Here is a 15,826-nt window from a genome sequence, read left to right on the forward strand (position 1 = left end):
AGATGGCAGATGTCAGATCTCAGATATCGGATTTGTTTTTATATCCGATATCTGAGATCTGACATCCTACATTTTCTTCTTAGAGATTTCCTCCAGCGCAAATACCAGCTTATCCAGATCCTGGAGTTTGGTATATACATGTGGCGTTACCCGTACGCAACTGATATTTTCCCATACAATTCCTACCGTATGTATTTTATAGGTATTGAATAATGCCTGATCGAGTTGCGCAGGTGTCATACCATCAACCGATACGCCACAAATAGCACAGGCATATTGCGGCTTAAAGGATGTATGAATTTTTACACCGGGTATTTCTTTTGCTTTACCTGCCCAGTAATTCTTCAGGTAGCGGATGCGCTCTTCTTTTCTTTTTGCACCAATGGCATTGTGAAAATTTAAAGCTTCTCCAATACCCTGTTCTATCGGAAAGCTTCTGGTACCAAGGGTTTCAAATTTTCTGATATCATTACTCCTGGGTTTATCATTACATACCAGCGGCCAAATTTTTTCTATCTTTTCTTTTTTAATCCATAACATACCACTGCCGATAGGCGCACTTAAAAATTTGTGCAGGCTGGTGCCAAAATAATCACATTCAAGATCGGGTATATTGAAATCAAGCAAACCAAAAGAGTGTGCCCCATCTACAATTACTTCAATCCCTCTTTTATGTGCCATCTGCGCAATCTGCTTAACAGGTAATATTTGTCCGATCCAGTTAATGATATGTGTCAGGTGAAGCAGTTTTGTTTTGGGGGTGATGGCTTTTTCAAATGCTGCCACAATTGTATCATCATTTTCAATGGGGAAATCGAAACTAATCTGTGCATAAACAATACCCTCCCTCATTGCTCTTTGGCGCCAGGCCTGTATCATATTGGGGTAGTCTTGTTTGGTGCCAATTACTTCATCACCCGCTTTCAGGTCAAGACCAAAAATTACAGTATTCAACGCTTCAGTGGCATTCCTGTTTACCGCAATTTCTTCCGGTGAACAGCCTGCGAGGGTAGCCAATTTATACCGCAGCGGTTCACGCCCCTGGTCCAGAATACGCCACATATAATAAGAGGGCCCCTCATTCGACATCCTGTTAAAACGTTCCACCGCTTCCTGTACCACCCTCGGGGAAGGGCTTACGCCCCCATTGTTCAGGTTAATCAGGTTAGGGTTAACCGTATAACCCTGTTGAATAACGCTCCAGTAATCCTCATCTGTGGCAGTTTGTTCAGGCGACAAGGATGCTACTCTTTTTTGAGCTGCTTCCCATTCAGCAGCATGTGCCTGCTGAAAAAGACTATTTGCGGAAAATGCTCCCGCCAGTAAACCCATTCGCTGTAGAAACTGTCTGCGTTGCTGCATAGGTAAAAGTTGAACAAGAAAGATAGGAAAAACAGAGGAACAGAGAAATAAGTAATAAGAAATGAGAAAGTGAAATAGCCCTTTTCTTTCTGGTTGCTTATTTCATGTTCTCAAGGGAGTCCTTTGGACCTTATTTCTCTGTTTTATACTCCTATCTTTGCAGAAACTTTCAGGTCATGAAGCAGGTATGTAAGGTGGTGATTTGTGCAGGTGTTTTTCTGCTGATAGGTCAGTTGGCCGGAGCTCAGTGTTCTATTTGTACCAAAACAGCTTCGCAACTGGGTGAGGGGCCAGCAAAAGCTTTAAACTCTGCCATCATTTATCTCGCCGGTGCCCCACTGGCCATTATGGGTTATATTGGATGGAGATGGTGGAAAAAGGAGAAAGAAGTAACCGCTCACGAAAAAGAAAAAAATCAATAATTATTACGGTAGGTCTTCATTAATAAACACCAGATTCTCATGTTGCAAAGCAAAGGAGAAATGATATTTGGTGATGGCTTTAAAAATAGCATTCCCAGCTCCTTTACGCATATGATCATGCACTTCTACAAAAATAGCTTTGGTTCTTGGTAACCAGTAATCAACCCCTTGTTCAAACACTTCCTTTTCCGACCCTTCAATATCTAATTTTAAAATGTCGATGGTAGACCAGCCCTGTTCTTTCATTATATACTCAATTGATACGGCAGGAATGGCTTCCGGATTTTCAGGATAACTTTCTTCCACCATAAAAGCGTTATCGTGATCAGCTTTGTTCACAATTATTAAATGAGCATTCTTATTCCAGATACCAGCACATATTTTTTTAACCTGTGGAAATGCTGCCGTATTTTTTTCTACCATCGCAAAATTTGTTTTGCTGGGTTCTACTGCAATAATCGAAGCATCAGGAAACCGGTGTGCAAAATAAGCAGAAGCCAACCCTATGTTGGCTCCACCATCAAGAATGGTTTTCGGTTCAAAAGGGAGACTGATATTGTACTGATCGTCCAGAAATACCTGTTTGAATGTATATTTATCAGAAAAGTTTTTTCTTAAATAAAATGTGGCACCGTAAAGAGACGAGTGAAAGCTACCATACTTTTTGAATAGCAGGTGTATGTAAAACTTAAGACCGTCTGTAAGACCAAATGCTTTTATCAGTGGTTTGAATCTTGATGCCATTCAATATTATTCAATGAGTAACAAAATAAACGTTATTGGCCGAAAGCAAAAAGAAAACTATGTTTCAGTTGAGAGATAAATGGCAGCTTTCTTTTTTTATACGCAAACAACAGGTTTCTATACCTGAGTAAAAAAAAGAATAAACCCAGACTCCAGCCGCGCGCTAATGATTGCTTCCAGTAATATTCCAGTTGCTGAAAAAATAGCACATCATCCTGTTTCATTCCTTTCACTGTTGAAAATGCATCCAGGTGTTTTACCAGCATTTGCCTGAACCGTTTTCTTAATTCTTTTTCGGGCAGTTGCTGAATTGTTACATTCTGATCGTGGGCTCTCTGGTACACCAGTATTTCAGGCAGAAATTGTACCGATCCATTACACATAGCTACCATGGCAAGCCACCAATCGTAATATATACCTGTTGGTATCGGTAAAGCCAGTGTAAGCAAAGATTTTCTGATCAGCATGGCATGACCGCTGGCGGTATTGAATATGGCGATACATTTCGGATCAGCGCCTTCCAGCTTCCGGTTTTTTTTATTTGGTACAGGATTAGTAGGAAGCTGACCGGTAAAACGTACAGAATCACAATAAATCAATGGCACATCTGCCCGCCATTGATTGAGCATTCTTTCCAGCTTTTGTGGGTGCCAGTAATCATCCTGATCGGCAATAGCAATTATCTCGGCCTTCGCCAGACCCAGCGCTTTTTCGAAATTGGCTGAAAAACCCAGGTTATGGGGGTTTCTGTATACCCTGATTCGCTCATCTCTTCGGGCAAGTTCTTCGATAATCGCACAGGTATCATCGGCTGAAGCATCGTCTACCACAATCAATTCAAGTATGGGATAAGTTTGCGAAAGCACCGACTGAACCTGTTCTTCAATAAAACGAGCCCCGTTATAACTACATAAAACAACTGAAATAGGTAGTGTCATTAACTCTTTTTATTTTTATCGCATCGCATGGCTGTAAATATAGAAAAACATAAGGGCAACACTCATCCCGACTCGGTATTTTCTATTATGATACCCAGCTGGAACAATTTAGCTTATTTGCAATTGTGTATTAACAGTATCCGCAAGCACTCTGCATTGCAGCATGAAATCATTGTACATATCAATGAAGGCAAAGATGGTACACTTGAATGGGTGCAATCGCAGGCAGATATCAGTTATTCCTATAGCAAAGAAAATATTGGAGTCTGTTATGCACTCAACAGTTGCAGAACACTGGCTCAAACCAATTACCTCCTGTACATGAACGACGATATGTATGTTTGTCCAGGTTGGGATAGCCCTTTGTTCAATGAAATTCAGCAGATAGGCCACAACTATTTTTTTCTCTCTTCAACAGCTATTGAAATAAAGGCACAAAGCAGTTGTTCTATTGAGAAAAATTTTGGTAGTTCCATTGATCAGTTCGAGGAAGAAAAATTACTCACTGAATTTTCTGCACTCCCGTTTCACGACTGGCAGGGCGCTACCTGGCCACCAAATGTGGTGCATAAAGATATCTGGGACCTGGCAGGCGGTTATAGTATAGAATTCAGTCCGGGCATGTATTCTGATCCTGATTTCTCAATGAAACTCTGGCAATTGGGTGTACGCTTATTCAAAGGGCTGGAGCAAAGCCGTGTATATCATTTCGGCTCCGTTTCAGTTAAGAGGGTAAAACGCAATAAGGGATATTATACTTTTATTGGAAAATGGGGTATGACTTCAGGTACTTTATCAAAATACTATTTAAGAAGAGGAGATAAATTCGATGGCCCACTTGTTCAGCAGGATATTCCTTTAACAGTCCGCTTAAAAAATATTTTCAAACGTTGCTGGAATGCCCTGGTACAGCACGGTTAAGCGTCTATCTTAAAGAACATTTTTACACAAAACAGTATCCGCATAAATGCCGATTTCTTTTTGTAGGCAAGGATAATATCTCTGTATTGAAGAAAAGTGATCATCCGTTTCCATCGGCTTCCGATGTCACTCTTTTGGTAGGTAACAGCAAGTATTTCGAATACCTGTTTTTGTTCTTTTAGCGTGGCCGGGCATTTTTCATACAGTAACTGCATTCTTTGCCTGGCTATTTTTCTTCTTTCCTCAACAGATGGTTTTTGTTTTCTGGTTCGCTGTGTATTGGCACCGATGGCATTGGCTGTATGCTGCCTGTACTGAACCAAGGCCTCATTTACATAAGCAATGCCTCCATTACAAGCCGCCACAAAACCAAGCCAGAAATCGTGTGTTACAATACCGGGGAAAGGTTTACAATTTTCAACAAGCTCTTTTCTGAACAGCATGGCATGACCTGGTGCCCAGGCGCCAATGGTGTACATGAGGCAGTTGTTGTAGCTAAGCTGGTTTTTTATATCAGACATTTTCTTACCGGATGAAACTCCATTTTCATTCACAAGTATTGAATCGCTGTATACGGCAATACTGCTGCCCATATTTTTAAATAAGGTTTCTAGTTTATGAGGCACCCATATATCGTCCTGGTCACTTAAAGCAATCAGTGAACAGGTTGCCGCTAACATTCCCCTTTCAAAGCTTCTGATGTACCCGATATTTTTTTCATTGATCAGCAAACGAAATCTTGTATCATTTGCTGCATAGGATTTTAGTATTGCTACCGTACTGTCTGAAGAAGCATCATCTACTATTATAATTTCTTCAGGAGAATGGGTTTGTGCAAGTATACTATCCAGTTGCTGTTTCAGGTATCGTTCTCCATTGTAAGTGGCAATCACTACTGAAATATCAAACAGGGCAAATGACATACAGTAATGTATTATGGATTGATATAAGTTTGAACGAAACCAAAAAGGTTGAACTCTTTATCTTTTCGCAGTGATGCAATTTTTTCTTTCAGCATCTGCTTATTCAGGTCCTTCATCCTTTTTTGTTGAATCAGTTTCCAGGCTCGCTCTGTTAGCAGCCAGTCTTTTCTGTCTGAATGATGTTCTTCTGCCTGGTGCTGTTCAATAGCATTTGCCAGTTCGGGCAAGCCTGTTTTAGCAGTGGCTACTGTTTTAATAACCGGAATCTCAGTTGTTGAATGATGAAAAGCAGGTGCAAGCATCATCCGCAGGTTTTTTACAAATAAATCTGCTTCGGGCCTGTCGCTTTTATTCACTACAAAAATATCAGCAATCTCCATTAATCCTGCTTTCATGGTTTGCACTTCATCGCCAGCTTCTGGTACAACAACCACAACTGTTGTATCGGCCAGACCTGCAATTTCAATTTCACTTTGCCCCACTCCTACTGTTTCCACAATAATATGATCAAACCCCGCCGCCTGCATTAAGGCTGTAATATCGATAATATGCGGATGTAATCCCCCCAAAGCACCACGGGTGGCCAGTGAACGGATAAATACATTCGGGTGGTTATACCATTCACTCATGCGTATCCTGTCGCCCAAAACAGCGCCCAGGTTAAAAGGAGAAGACGGGTCTACACAAAGCACCCCTACTTTTTTATGCTTCGACACCCACTCAGCAATCAATGCATCCACCAAAGTACTTTTCCCGGCACCCGGAGGACCGGTAATACCGGTAACTGCAGCATGTCCGACCGGCAATTGCGACAGGAAACTTTCAAAACCCGGTACTTCATTTTCCACGCATGATATACTGCGTGCCAATGCTCTTTGATCCTGTTCCTGTATACCTGTTAATAATTGCTGCCACATAATGCGATGCTAAGCGTAAATTTAATTCTTGTCTTACAAAAGAAAGTAATTGAAGCCAGAGAATTACAGATTAACCATGATATCATGAAAAAAGAGTGGCTTATTTCTGGATTGTTTATTATTTCACTCGCAGGATTACTGTGGAGCAGGGCCGTTTTATCTGTATCCATGGGATTATGGTTGGTTTTTGCACTCTGGCATTTCCGCAACTGGGCCAGTGGCTGGCGAAACAATGCCTTACTCATTTGGGGAATGACACCAGTTATACTTGGGCTCCTTGGTGTATGGCAATCGCCTCTCGCGGGTGCGGCCTGGGATCATATACTCACATTAGCTACTTACCCGGTTGTTGCCTTGAGTATAACAAGTATTGCATCAATAGAACCCCGTATATTTCGCACACTGAGTTATTGCTGGATCGTAGCAGCTTTACTCGCTGTATTGTATCCATTGGGCTGGTATGTAGTTAACAGCACTGCTGCACTTGAGCGATACAGCAGTGGTCAGACACTCCCTGTATTTATGGACAATGATCATGTACGTTTTTCCATTTTTTTATCTGCCGCTGCCTTACTTGCCTGGTTGAACAGGCACACACAAAAGTGGTTATTACCGGCCTGTATTTTCTTACTCATCAGTATTATTTTTTTATCGGCACGTACCGGGTGGGTTATTGTTCTGATGATGGGCATGATTATAACTATTCATACCCTTTTTAGTAAGCAGCATTTTAAAAAAGGTTTTTTAATGATGGCTTGTTTATTGGCCATCTGTATCGTCACCTGGTTTCTCTTCCCTACGGTACAACATAAAATTGGTTATAGTTTGTACGACTGGCATCAATACACGCCCGGAAAATACGACCCCACTTTGTCTGATAATGCACGATATGCCATCAACAAATCTGCATGGCATGCTATACAATCGGGTGACCAGAATACAGGGTGGGCAAATATTCCAGCTACACTGAATAATCATTTCAAACAGTTATATCCATCTTATACAACCGGTTTTGGCTGGCCCTTCAATCAATGGTTATTCTGGTGGATAGGGAGTGGGTGGTGGGGTATGCTGTTGTTCTCCATCTGGCTTTTTTTTCCGGCTTATATTGGCATACGTCAAAAAAATATCGGAATCATTTGCTGGACCCTTGCTATTGCAGCCTCCTGCTTTGTAGAAGCAAATCTTGGTTACCAGTATGGGGTTTGGTTGCACTGCTGGGGATTGTTAATTTGGAAATTAGTTCCGCTAAAAGCGGGATGAAAATTTGAAAATGAGAGATGTAGTATATGCAAATGCCATTTCAAAAAAAATACAGGCTTCCCATTTTCAAATTTTCAAATTATTCTATAGTTCCTGAAGTCAAATAATCTTATCCCCGTAATTTTTTCAAAGTGGTAAAGTAACCTGTCTTTAAAAGAGAATTTCTTTTTGCTGATGTCGAGTTCTGTTTTCCAGTTTTGACGTGTTATTCTTTCATGCATTACTGCGGGATGGGTGCCGGTAAATTTTTGTAGTGAATCAAATTCATCATAGTTCCAGAAGTCAGGTGCTTTCATCATTTCTTCAAGTACCTGATCGGAGTGCCAGAGTTTGCTGAAATTTTTTATCTTTTTCATCATCTGTTCCGGACTTTTTACCCAGCCATAATGGTATACATAAGCATCAACTGGTTTTACTTGTAGTTTCTGCTTCCCTACCCTGAAACCCTGGGCATCCTTATAGGAAGTGATTTTTTTATCGTTTCTGATGATTCGTACTTCATGATCGTACCATTTGCGGCTGTCGCCTACATAATCATAAGTACCATAGAAATGAAGATATTTAAATACAAGACCCTCTACACGTTTATCGTCTTTATACGCCAAACAAGTCTGGCGGATGGTTTGATGGTATTGTTCATGAACGGCTTCATCGCCCTGTATATAAAATGCCCAGTCGCTTTCAGGATCAATTAACTGAAACGCTTTATTGGTTTCAATGGCCAATACCGATCCACCTGTGCGTAATGCAGGGTCCCAAACAGAATGATGGATTTTGATTTTGGGGTCACTGATAGACTGCATCAGTCCAATTGTATCATCTTCAGAGTTACCTACGAGAATAATCATTTCGTCTACCACCGGAAGAATGGAGCGAATGGCTTCCACGATCGGATAATCATTTAGTACCGCATTTCTAATGATAGTAAACCCTGAGATTTTCATATGGCAAAGTAAACACGAAAAAAGCATACTGAATGCCCATTCAACTTTTCTGTTGTTGATTTGTTCACGGCTTTTATTTACTTCGTAGCTGTATTATTTTTACCATGACCAATTTTATTCCCATTTTTCCATTAGGTATCGTAGTGTTTCCCGGCGAGGAGGTGAACCTGCACATTTTTGAACCACGCTATAAACAACTCATCAACGATTGTTATGCTTCGAAAAAAGCATTTGGCATTCCCGTTGTTCTAAAAAACACGGTTGCTGAACGGGGTACCCTTGTTCATATTACTGAGATGGTGCAGGTTCATGCCGATGGCAAAATGGATATCCGTACCCGAGGTGAAAAAATTTTCCGTACGCTGGAACTGGTGAAATCTATTCCGGATAAATTATACAGCGGTGCCATTGTGCATTATCCTGATAATGACCAGCGGCAGCAACCCAAATTGCTTCAGCAGGTAATAAATGGCATTCGTGAATTACACCAGGCCATCGGTGTTTCAAAAGATTTTAAAAAACCTGATCATACTCTTTTTAGTTACGATCTTGCGCATCATGCCGGCCTCTCTTTAGAAGAAGAGTATGAGTTTTTTGGCCTGATGCATGAGTTACAGCGACTGGAATACCTGAAAAGACATCTTGGAAAAATACTTCCGGTTGTATCGGGTATAGAATCGCTTAAGGAAAGGATTCAACTGAATGGTCATTTCAGGGAACTGAAAGGCTTTAACTTTAATGTATAACTACGTTTATGCAAACCAGTTTATGTTTCGATTTTGGCAATACGCGCATGAAATGTGCTGTTTTTTCGGGTCGCGACCTGAAAGAAGTGTTGGTATTGGATGATGACAGCAGTACAACCATTTCAGGTTTAATAGACCGTTACCAACCAAATCAATCCATTCTATCTTCTGTTATCAAGCATAATCCGGAGATGGAAACAGTTTTATCAGAGAAAACTGCATTTCACAAGCTGGGGCATACCAGTAAACTGCCATTTACCACGCCGGTGGGCAAACCAGAAACTATTGGTGCCGACCGACTGGCTATTTGTGCGGCTTCTGTTGATCTTTTTCCCAATCAGCATAACCTGGCTATCGGCTTGGGTACCTGTATTACCTACAATTACATCAATAAGGCGCATGAATTTTTGGGGGGAAGCATCTCTCCGGGTATGACCATGCGGTTCAGGGCCATGCATGAGCAAACGGCTTTATTGCCCATGGTAGAGCCCGATCATCACTTTCCACTGATTGGTTACGATACCAAAACCAACCTTCAAAGCGGTGTAATCATGGGAATGGCCAAGGAAATTGATGGAATTATTGACGCTTATGCCTTGAAATTCAACAACTTTAACGTGCTGTTAACCGGGGGTGATATGGCTTTTTTTGTACCACATCTAAAAAACAGGATATTTGCCGACCCTTACTTAATATTTAAAGGCCTGTATGCGATCTGTGAGTTCAACACTAATCAGACTTAGTCTGTGTTTTCTGGTTACCGGATTTACCCTGCTTAATGCTAACGCACAGGAAAATTCTCCCTTTACCCGTTATGGTTTGGGTGATTTCTATAATGGAAGTCATGCCATTAGTAGGGCCATGGGTGGTTTAGGCGTTGCCTATTCAGATGGAACCAATAATAATGTGGGTCAGGCCATCAATTTCATGAATCCTGCCACCTACAGCAATTTTTTCATGGTTTCTTATGATTTGGGGCTAACCATCGATACAAGAAACCTAAGAAGCGAAAACCCTGCCGGTAAATTCAGGTCCAATTATTTTTATCCTTCTTATCTCGGTGTTGGTTTACCACTTAACAGGTTGAAGGGTCTGGGTCTGGCATTTGGATTAAGACCTTTAAGCCGTATCAGTTATTCAGTAGTAAACCGCGAAAGAGTGGCGGGAGATAGCCTGGCCACCATATATGAGGGTTCTGGCGGGTTAAACCAGGCGTATGTGGGTATTGGAAAAAAGTGGAAGAACCTGAGTGTTGGTTTTAATACCGGTTTTAATTTTGGAAGAAGAGAAATTTCTACCAAGAAAATTTTCATCAGCGATAGTACTTTTTACTATCAGTCTAACTCATCAACCCTAACCAATTTCAATGGTCTGTTTTTTAATCCGGGTTTTCAATATGAGTTTTCTGTAGGTAAAAAAGTCAATGAACAAACCAAAACAACCAGTAACTATATGGTACGTTTAGGTGGTTCAGCTATGTTGGCGCAAGGTTTGTCTGCATCGCAGGACCAGAAAAGAGAAACCTATACGGAGTCGCAGGCGGGCGATATTACCATTGACAGTGTTTCGTATGTAGATGGTATTAAAGGCACTATTCAAATGCCTTCTACCTATTCGGGAGGTATTACTTTACATAAAACAGCCAGCAATAATCGCGGTACTTTTGAAATGTGGTCTATCGGTGCAGAATATACCACTACACAATGGAACAAATACCGTTTCTATAACCAGACAGATCAGCTCGTAAACAGCTGGCAGTTAAAAATAGGTGCTCAACTTTGTCCTGATCCATTGGCTGGCCGTAGTTACTGGAGTAATGTAAATTATCGTGTGGGTGCTTTTATAGGAAAAGATTATGTGGATGTGGATGGTAATGGATTAAAGCATATTGGGTTTTCTGTTGGAGCAGGTTTACCAATTAAAAAATGGAATAATTACGATCGTCAGTTTACAGTATTGAATACTGCTTTGCAATTTGGCAAGAGAGGATCGGGTGTTAATAATATTACCGAAAGTTATGTTCAGTTTACGCTGGGTATCAGTTTAACTGATGTATGGTTTCAGAAACGCAGGTATGACTAATTCTTCTTTTCATATAAAAACTTTAATGGCAGCCTGTTTAGTGGGCTGCTTTTTTATGTGGGGCTGTGAAAATGATGTGAACGATGTTAAAGAACTAGGCAGAAGAGCACCGGGAATTGAGGAAGGAAAAAACATTGAAAGTTATATCAGCCAGAACGGGCGCATTACCGCCAAGCTAACTGCCCCATTGCTCCTGCGCTACCAGGGCGATAGTCTGCGTAAAGCAGAATTCCCGAATAGTCTGCATGTTGATTTTTTTGATTCTTCTATGCGCGTAGAGAGTCAGTTATTTGCAAAATATGGCCGCTACCTTCAGAATGAGAGCAAGGTTTTTCTGAGAGACAGTGTAGTGATCTTTAATACCAAAGGCGATACGCTTTACAGCAATGAACTCTATTGGGATCAGTCGCTTGGGCAATTCTATACCAATACACCCGTTACATTGGTTCAAAATTATCCTTATAAGCAAAAAGGACGTTATGCAAATGGTTTTCGCTCCAATCAGGATCTGACTGATATTACTTTCTTCAACATCCAACCTGGTAGTTTTGCCATTTTACCAGATAGTACATTGAATTAATAATTGCACAAAAAAAGCTGTTAAAGCAACGATTTCCCTTCTGTCTGTGTCTGTACAGCAACCCCTTACTACTGCTTACGAAAACAGTTTGCCTTCTTCTGTATACATGCCCATAAAATCAATGTTTTATGCGTATCAACAAGCAATTTATGTATGTATTAACTGCCGCTATCGGTTTAGCGGCTTGTAATGTGGCCAAACAATCGGCACATGTAATCGTGAACAATGAAAGCAATGAAGAAATTTCTATGCAACTGGTATTCAGCAATCAGGGGGATGGAAAGACAAGAGAGAACCTCAGTTATTCATTAAAACCCGGATTACAGCATGTACCTGTACGGAAATTTCCAAAAGGGTCTTATGCCATTCAGGTAAATGCCAATAATGGCACTGTTTGTAAAAAGTATCCGCTGGCACTCGATACTGACAGGTGGATCATGGTTACCTATATGCAGGATGACTCACTCCGATTACAAAAAAAGTACGGATATGTAGATACCAGTGAACTCAAAAAAATCAATGGTAAATATGCGGGTCTTAACCTTTATGTAGAGAACAGAAGACCACCTAATTTATAATTGTAAAGAATTATTTATGCTAAAGATGCACATTTGCCCGAGGCAGGTGTGCATCTTTAGCATTTTTTTTATGCAAATATCCATTCATTCAAATTTTACCTCCCTCAATCGAAATAATTAAATAAATTCATAGCTCCATTGCTTATCCAACCAATAACCAACAGATTGCTATGAAATGAGCCATAACAAAGGTCGATACAAACCAGCATGTTTATTGGCGAATTGCATGTGACAAAAATCAATAAAACAACCACATGAAAAAGAAAGACCTGAACAAGAAACAGGAAACAAATCTTACCGACGATTCAAGGAGAAAATTTCTCCGGAACAGCATGACCGCCTTGGCCGGTTTTTATATTGTACCCCGACATGTTTTAGGACGAGGTTATATTGCACCCAGTGATAAACTGCGGGTAGCAGGTATTGGTGCGGGCGGAAAAGGTGAAAGCGATTTGTACAGCTTCTTCATGAGTGGTAAAGCCGATATTGCTTTTTTGTGTGATGTAGACTCTCGTCAGTCTGCCAAAAGCCGTGAGCGTTATCCAAAGGCAAAAGTATATGAAGACTATCGTGAAATGCTGGATAAAGAGCATAAGAGCATTGATGCGGTATCTGTATCTACCCCCGATCATATGCACGCCGTTCAGGCCATGGCAGCTATGCAACTCGGGAAACATGTATATGTTCAAAAACCACTTTCACACGATATTTATGAGGCCCGTGTAATGACGGAAGCTGCGCATCGTTATAAAGTAGTTACTCAAATGGGTAACCAGGGTGCTTCCGGTGATGGTGTACGTCAACTGGTTGATTGGTACAATGCCGGACTGATTGGAGATGTGCATACTGTTTATTGTTATACAGACCGGCCAGTATGGCCTCAGGGCATTCAGTGGTCGAAAAATACATTACCTGTTCCCAAAGAACTGAACTGGGATCTATGGTTGGGCACCGCCCCCTATAAAGATTATGTAGACAACCTTGTTCCATTTAACTGGCGTGGCTGGTGGGATTATGGTACGGGTGCCCTTGGCGATATGGCCTGCCATATTATGGCACCTGCATTTGCTGTATTGGGTCTTGGTTACCCCGCTTCTGCAGAGTGCAGTGTAGCCAAGCGTTATGAAAGAAACTGGAATGCGGTATATGCACCCGAATGTGGTCCGCTGGCATCTCATATCATCCTTAAGTTCAAAGGGCAGAATGGTAAACCAGATCTTACCATGCACTGGATGGATGGTGGTATTCAACCCGAACGTCCGGCTGAACTGGGTCCGAATGAAATGATGGGTGATGGTGGTAATGGCACCATCTTTATTGGTACCAAAGGAAAGATGATGTGTGGTACTTATGGTGCCATTCCCAACCTCCTGCCTACCAGTCTTACAAAGACAACACAGGTTCCACAAACAATTAAACGTGTACCCAATGGCGATAATGGTCACTATGCAGCATGGGTAGAAGCTGCCATTGCGGGTTATGGTTCTGAAGCAGCTAAAACACTCAGTTCTAATTTCGATGTGGCCGGTCCACTTACAGAAAGCGTATTGATGGGTAACCTGGCCATCCGCAGTTACGACCTGCAGAAGAAAATGGAAACAGGCCGTATCACATACCCCGGCAGAAATATCAGGCTGGTATGGGATGGTCCTAATATGAAGATCACCAACTTCGATGAAGCCAATCAGTTCGTAAAAAGACAATACAGAGAAGGCTGGAGTTTGGGAGTGTAAAACAGAAGAATAATGAACAGAGAAATGTCCAATATCCAATTTTAATTCGAAGTTGGGTATTGGACATTTCTCTGTTGGATATTCGAATATATTCGCTGCTATATCTGAAACCGACTCATATATCCTGCATTTGCCTGTGCACTTTCCATAGGGTTGGTACCGGTGAATGCTTCCTGTTCTACGATAAAGTTGTTCAGCCCGTATTTAGCACCTTCACCCAGAATAGATTTGAAGTCAATAGTACCTTTACCAATCTGGCACGACTCATTTCCTTTGGCTGTTTTAGTCAGGTCTTTTACATGACATAAACGGAAACGGTTGGGATATTTTTTGAACCAGGCTTTAGGATCTTCACCTGCTGCTACAACCCAGTAAATATCCATTTCAAAATCAACCAGGTTTTTATCCGTTCCTTCCATCATTACTACCTGTGGCACCTGGCCGTCAAGTACCTTGAATGAATAGTCGTGGTTATGATAGGCAAACCGTATTCCATTCTTTTTGGCTATTTCGCCCGATTTATTGAATTCATCATTAAAGCGTTTGAAATCATCAATTGACTTTTGAGGACCTTTCCATGGGCAGATCAGGTACGACATTCCGATCTCTGCTGCTTCAGCCGATTTACGTTCAAATTCAACAGTATTGTTACAGTGTGATGATACGATTTTCATACCCAGATCATCCATCAGTTTTTTGAATTCGGTATTCTTCATACCCCAGAAAAACCCTTTAGGACCTTCAAAGCTTTCTATTTGCTTATAGCCATAGGAAGACAGTTTGGTAAGGGTATCTTTTGCGTCAGCAAACATGGCTTCTTTTACTGTCCATAGCTGAATACCAAATGAGCCGATCGGTTTATATGCCAGCTCATCCAGTATAGACGATTTACCCGCAAAAGGAAGAGATACTGCTGCTGCCGCAAAACCTGTATTACGAAGAAAGTCTCTGCGATTGATTGACATGGTTTGTAAGATTATAGATTAGAAAGAAAATTAAAAAGCTAAAAGTCTCCAAAGGAGTCCTTTAACTTTTTAATTTTGATTTTATACTTATCCCCAGGCTTTATCGCCTTTATTATAAGGAATACAACCTTCATATTTACCAGGTATAGCTACATAACGCAGTGCTTTCGTAGCCCCTACTTCCGATGTAAAGAACCCGAAAAGGGTAAGCTCTTTATACATCCTGAAATAATGATTTGGATCTTCCTGCTTTTTGTTTTTCTGGTATTCTTTTGCTTCTTTATCTATATCAACCAGTAAAGCATTTCTTTCTGCCGGGGTACTTTCCAGGAAGGTTTTATTGTTTTTCTTTTTACTGGCTTCATCCAGTTTTTTGAATCCTTCTTTGAAAATTACCTGGTCTTTGGCTTCGTAACAATCTGTAACATATACCGACATAAATTCGCCTACTTTGGCTTCTTTGGCGCCGGGTGTAGTGGTTGCCGGTAAAATAGTTTCTCCTACTTCATTCAGGAAATTAATTTCTTCCGGAGAAAAGCTGATACCACTATCTGTGCCACTGGTTTTACAACCGGTTAGAAAAGCGGTAGAACCGATTAATGTTCCCCCAAGCAGCAATGCTACGCTGGAAAGGGCTTCTCTTCTATTCATGGTAATGAGTTTTGAGTGTTCGTGAATGGTGAACGGTGAATGGTGAATCTTGGTTTC

General features: G+C 41.1%; 17 protein-coding genes. 9 read left to right on the forward strand and 8 right to left on the reverse strand.

The window, feature by feature from the left end; all coding sequences use genetic code 11:
* Positions 1 to 66: 66 nt before the first annotated feature.
* A complete protein-coding gene (locus tag KXJ59_RS14320) occupies positions 67 to 1,362 on the reverse strand; it encodes an aminotransferase class V-fold PLP-dependent enzyme (RefSeq protein ID WP_295206058.1) in 1,296 nt (431 codons plus the stop codon).
* Positions 1,363 to 1,538: 176 nt separating this feature from the next.
* Here KXJ59_RS14320 and KXJ59_RS14325 point away from each other — a divergent pair, with 176 nt between their 5' ends.
* Positions 1,539 to 1,784, forward strand: coding sequence for a hypothetical protein (locus tag KXJ59_RS14325; protein WP_295206060.1), 246 nt, complete (start codon positions 1,539 to 1,541; stop codon positions 1,782 to 1,784).
* A 3-nt stretch (positions 1,785 to 1,787) separates the two neighbouring features.
* Here the strand turns inward: KXJ59_RS14325 and KXJ59_RS14330 are convergent, their stop codons facing one another.
* Together KXJ59_RS14330 and KXJ59_RS14335 are read right to left on the reverse strand one after the other, a co-directional pair.
* Positions 1,788 to 2,528 carry an FkbM family methyltransferase gene (locus tag KXJ59_RS14330; RefSeq protein WP_295206063.1) on the reverse strand — a complete coding sequence of 247 codons (741 nt, stop codon included), beginning with the start codon at positions 2,526 to 2,528 and terminating at the stop codon, positions 1,788 to 1,790.
* Between the two features lie 32 nt (positions 2,529 to 2,560).
* Positions 2,561 to 3,466, reverse strand: a complete 906-nt coding sequence (locus tag KXJ59_RS14335) for a glycosyltransferase (protein ID WP_295206066.1) — start codon at positions 3,464 to 3,466, stop codon at positions 2,561 to 2,563.
* A gap of 27 nt (positions 3,467 to 3,493) precedes the next feature.
* On the opposite strand from KXJ59_RS14335, the gene KXJ59_RS14340 reads away from it, so the two are divergent.
* Positions 3,494 to 4,387, forward strand: a complete 894-nt coding sequence (locus KXJ59_RS14340) for a glycosyltransferase family 2 protein (protein WP_295206069.1) — start codon at positions 3,494 to 3,496, stop codon at positions 4,385 to 4,387.
* On the opposite strand, the gene KXJ59_RS14345 is transcribed toward KXJ59_RS14340, so the two are convergent.
* Both KXJ59_RS14345 and meaB read right to left on the reverse strand, forming a co-directional pair.
* Entirely contained in the window at positions 4,384 to 5,310 is a 927-nt protein-coding gene (locus tag KXJ59_RS14345) for a glycosyltransferase family 2 protein (protein WP_295206072.1), read from the reverse strand. The genes KXJ59_RS14340 and KXJ59_RS14345 overlap by 4 nt on opposite strands.
* 11 nt (positions 5,311 to 5,321) lie before the next feature.
* Positions 5,322 to 6,227 (reverse strand): methylmalonyl Co-A mutase-associated GTPase MeaB, encoded by a 906-nt coding sequence (meaB, locus tag KXJ59_RS14350; RefSeq protein WP_295206074.1) that lies wholly within the window; start codon positions 6,225 to 6,227, stop codon positions 5,322 to 5,324.
* Between the two features lie 84 nt (positions 6,228 to 6,311).
* Here meaB and KXJ59_RS14355 point away from each other — a divergent pair, with 84 nt between their 5' ends.
* Positions 6,312 to 7,490 carry an O-antigen ligase family protein gene (locus KXJ59_RS14355; protein WP_295206077.1) on the forward strand — a complete coding sequence of 393 codons (1,179 nt, stop codon included), beginning with the start codon at positions 6,312 to 6,314 and terminating at the stop codon, positions 7,488 to 7,490.
* Between the two features lie 74 nt (positions 7,491 to 7,564).
* Here the strand turns inward: KXJ59_RS14355 and KXJ59_RS14360 are convergent, their stop codons facing one another.
* Positions 7,565 to 8,434 (reverse strand): glycosyltransferase family 2 protein, encoded by an 870-nt coding sequence (locus KXJ59_RS14360; RefSeq protein WP_295206080.1) that lies wholly within the window; start codon positions 8,432 to 8,434, stop codon positions 7,565 to 7,567.
* A gap of 104 nt (positions 8,435 to 8,538) precedes the next feature.
* Between KXJ59_RS14360 and KXJ59_RS14365 the strand changes: the two genes are divergently transcribed.
* The 6 genes from KXJ59_RS14365 to KXJ59_RS14390 all read left to right on the forward strand — a co-directional run bounded on the left by KXJ59_RS14365 (position 8,539) and on the right by KXJ59_RS14390 (position 14,153).
* The gene (locus KXJ59_RS14365) at positions 8,539 to 9,180 is read left to right on the forward strand and encodes an LON peptidase substrate-binding domain-containing protein (RefSeq protein WP_295206083.1); all 642 of its coding nucleotides are present in this window, start codon (positions 8,539 to 8,541) and stop codon (positions 9,178 to 9,180) included.
* Between the two features lie 8 nt (positions 9,181 to 9,188).
* Positions 9,189 to 9,923, forward strand: a complete 735-nt coding sequence (locus KXJ59_RS14370) for a type III pantothenate kinase (RefSeq protein ID WP_295206086.1) — start codon at positions 9,189 to 9,191, stop codon at positions 9,921 to 9,923.
* Complete coding sequence (locus tag KXJ59_RS14375; RefSeq protein WP_295206089.1) at positions 9,889 to 11,262, forward strand: hypothetical protein; 1,374 nt, start codon at positions 9,889 to 9,891, stop codon at positions 11,260 to 11,262. Before KXJ59_RS14370 ends, KXJ59_RS14375 begins: the two co-directional genes overlap by 35 nt.
* Before the next feature lie 25 nt (positions 11,263 to 11,287).
* Positions 11,288 to 11,842: an LPS export ABC transporter periplasmic protein LptC gene (lptC, locus tag KXJ59_RS14380; RefSeq protein WP_295206091.1), complete on the forward strand. Its 555-nt coding sequence runs from the start codon at positions 11,288 to 11,290 to the stop codon at positions 11,840 to 11,842.
* 128 nt (positions 11,843 to 11,970) lie between these two features.
* Complete coding sequence (locus KXJ59_RS14385; RefSeq protein WP_295206094.1) at positions 11,971 to 12,420, forward strand: hypothetical protein; 450 nt, start codon at positions 11,971 to 11,973, stop codon at positions 12,418 to 12,420.
* A 254-nt stretch (positions 12,421 to 12,674) separates the two neighbouring features.
* The gene (locus KXJ59_RS14390; protein ID WP_295206097.1) at positions 12,675 to 14,153 is read left to right on the forward strand and encodes a Gfo/Idh/MocA family oxidoreductase; all 1,479 of its coding nucleotides are present in this window, start codon (positions 12,675 to 12,677) and stop codon (positions 14,151 to 14,153) included.
* Positions 14,154 to 14,251: 98 nt separating this feature from the next.
* On the opposite strand, the gene KXJ59_RS14395 is transcribed toward KXJ59_RS14390, so the two are convergent.
* A complete protein-coding gene (locus KXJ59_RS14395) occupies positions 14,252 to 15,118 on the reverse strand; it encodes a sugar phosphate isomerase/epimerase (protein WP_295206100.1) in 867 nt (288 codons plus the stop codon).
* Between the two features lie 87 nt (positions 15,119 to 15,205).
* Entirely contained in the window at positions 15,206 to 15,769 is a 564-nt protein-coding gene (locus tag KXJ59_RS14400) for a gluconate 2-dehydrogenase subunit 3 family protein (protein ID WP_295206102.1), read from the reverse strand.
* Positions 15,770 to 15,826 lie beyond the last annotated feature (57 nt).

This window comes from Sediminibacterium sp., assembly GCF_019264485.1.
In the GTDB taxonomy this organism is placed as follows: Bacteria; Bacteroidota; Bacteroidia; order Chitinophagales; family Chitinophagaceae; genus Sediminibacterium.

Coding starts and splice junctions, on each gene's coding strand:
- KXJ59_RS14320 (WP_295206058.1), bottom strand. CDS start 1,362: ATGCAGCAACGCAGACAGTTTCTACAGCGAATGGGTTTACTGGCGGGA.
- KXJ59_RS14325 (WP_295206060.1), top strand. CDS start 1,539: ATGAAGCAGGTATGTAAGGTGGTGATTTGTGCAGGTGTTTTTCTGCTG.
- KXJ59_RS14330 (WP_295206063.1), bottom strand. CDS start 2,528: ATGGCATCAAGATTCAAACCACTGATAAAAGCATTTGGTCTTACAGAC.
- KXJ59_RS14335 (WP_295206066.1), bottom strand. CDS start 3,466: ATGACACTACCTATTTCAGTTGTTTTATGTAGTTATAACGGGGCTCGT.
- KXJ59_RS14340 (WP_295206069.1), top strand. CDS start 3,494: ATGGCTGTAAATATAGAAAAACATAAGGGCAACACTCATCCCGACTCG.
- KXJ59_RS14345 (WP_295206072.1), bottom strand. CDS start 5,310: ATGTCATTTGCCCTGTTTGATATTTCAGTAGTGATTGCCACTTACAAT.
- meaB (WP_295206074.1), bottom strand. CDS start 6,227: ATGTGGCAGCAATTATTAACAGGTATACAGGAACAGGATCAAAGAGCA.
- KXJ59_RS14355 (WP_295206077.1), top strand. CDS start 6,312: ATGAAAAAAGAGTGGCTTATTTCTGGATTGTTTATTATTTCACTCGCA.
- KXJ59_RS14360 (WP_295206080.1), bottom strand. CDS start 8,434: ATGAAAATCTCAGGGTTTACTATCATTAGAAATGCGGTACTAAATGAT.
- KXJ59_RS14365 (WP_295206083.1), top strand. CDS start 8,539: ATGACCAATTTTATTCCCATTTTTCCATTAGGTATCGTAGTGTTTCCC.
- KXJ59_RS14370 (WP_295206086.1), top strand. CDS start 9,189: ATGCAAACCAGTTTATGTTTCGATTTTGGCAATACGCGCATGAAATGT.
- KXJ59_RS14375 (WP_295206089.1), top strand. CDS start 9,889: ATGCGATCTGTGAGTTCAACACTAATCAGACTTAGTCTGTGTTTTCTG.
- lptC (WP_295206091.1), top strand. CDS start 11,288: ATGGCAGCCTGTTTAGTGGGCTGCTTTTTTATGTGGGGCTGTGAAAAT.
- KXJ59_RS14385 (WP_295206094.1), top strand. CDS start 11,971: ATGCGTATCAACAAGCAATTTATGTATGTATTAACTGCCGCTATCGGT.
- KXJ59_RS14390 (WP_295206097.1), top strand. CDS start 12,675: ATGAAAAAGAAAGACCTGAACAAGAAACAGGAAACAAATCTTACCGAC.
- KXJ59_RS14395 (WP_295206100.1), bottom strand. CDS start 15,118: ATGTCAATCAATCGCAGAGACTTTCTTCGTAATACAGGTTTTGCGGCA.
- KXJ59_RS14400 (WP_295206102.1), bottom strand. CDS start 15,769: ATGAATAGAAGAGAAGCCCTTTCCAGCGTAGCATTGCTGCTTGGGGGA.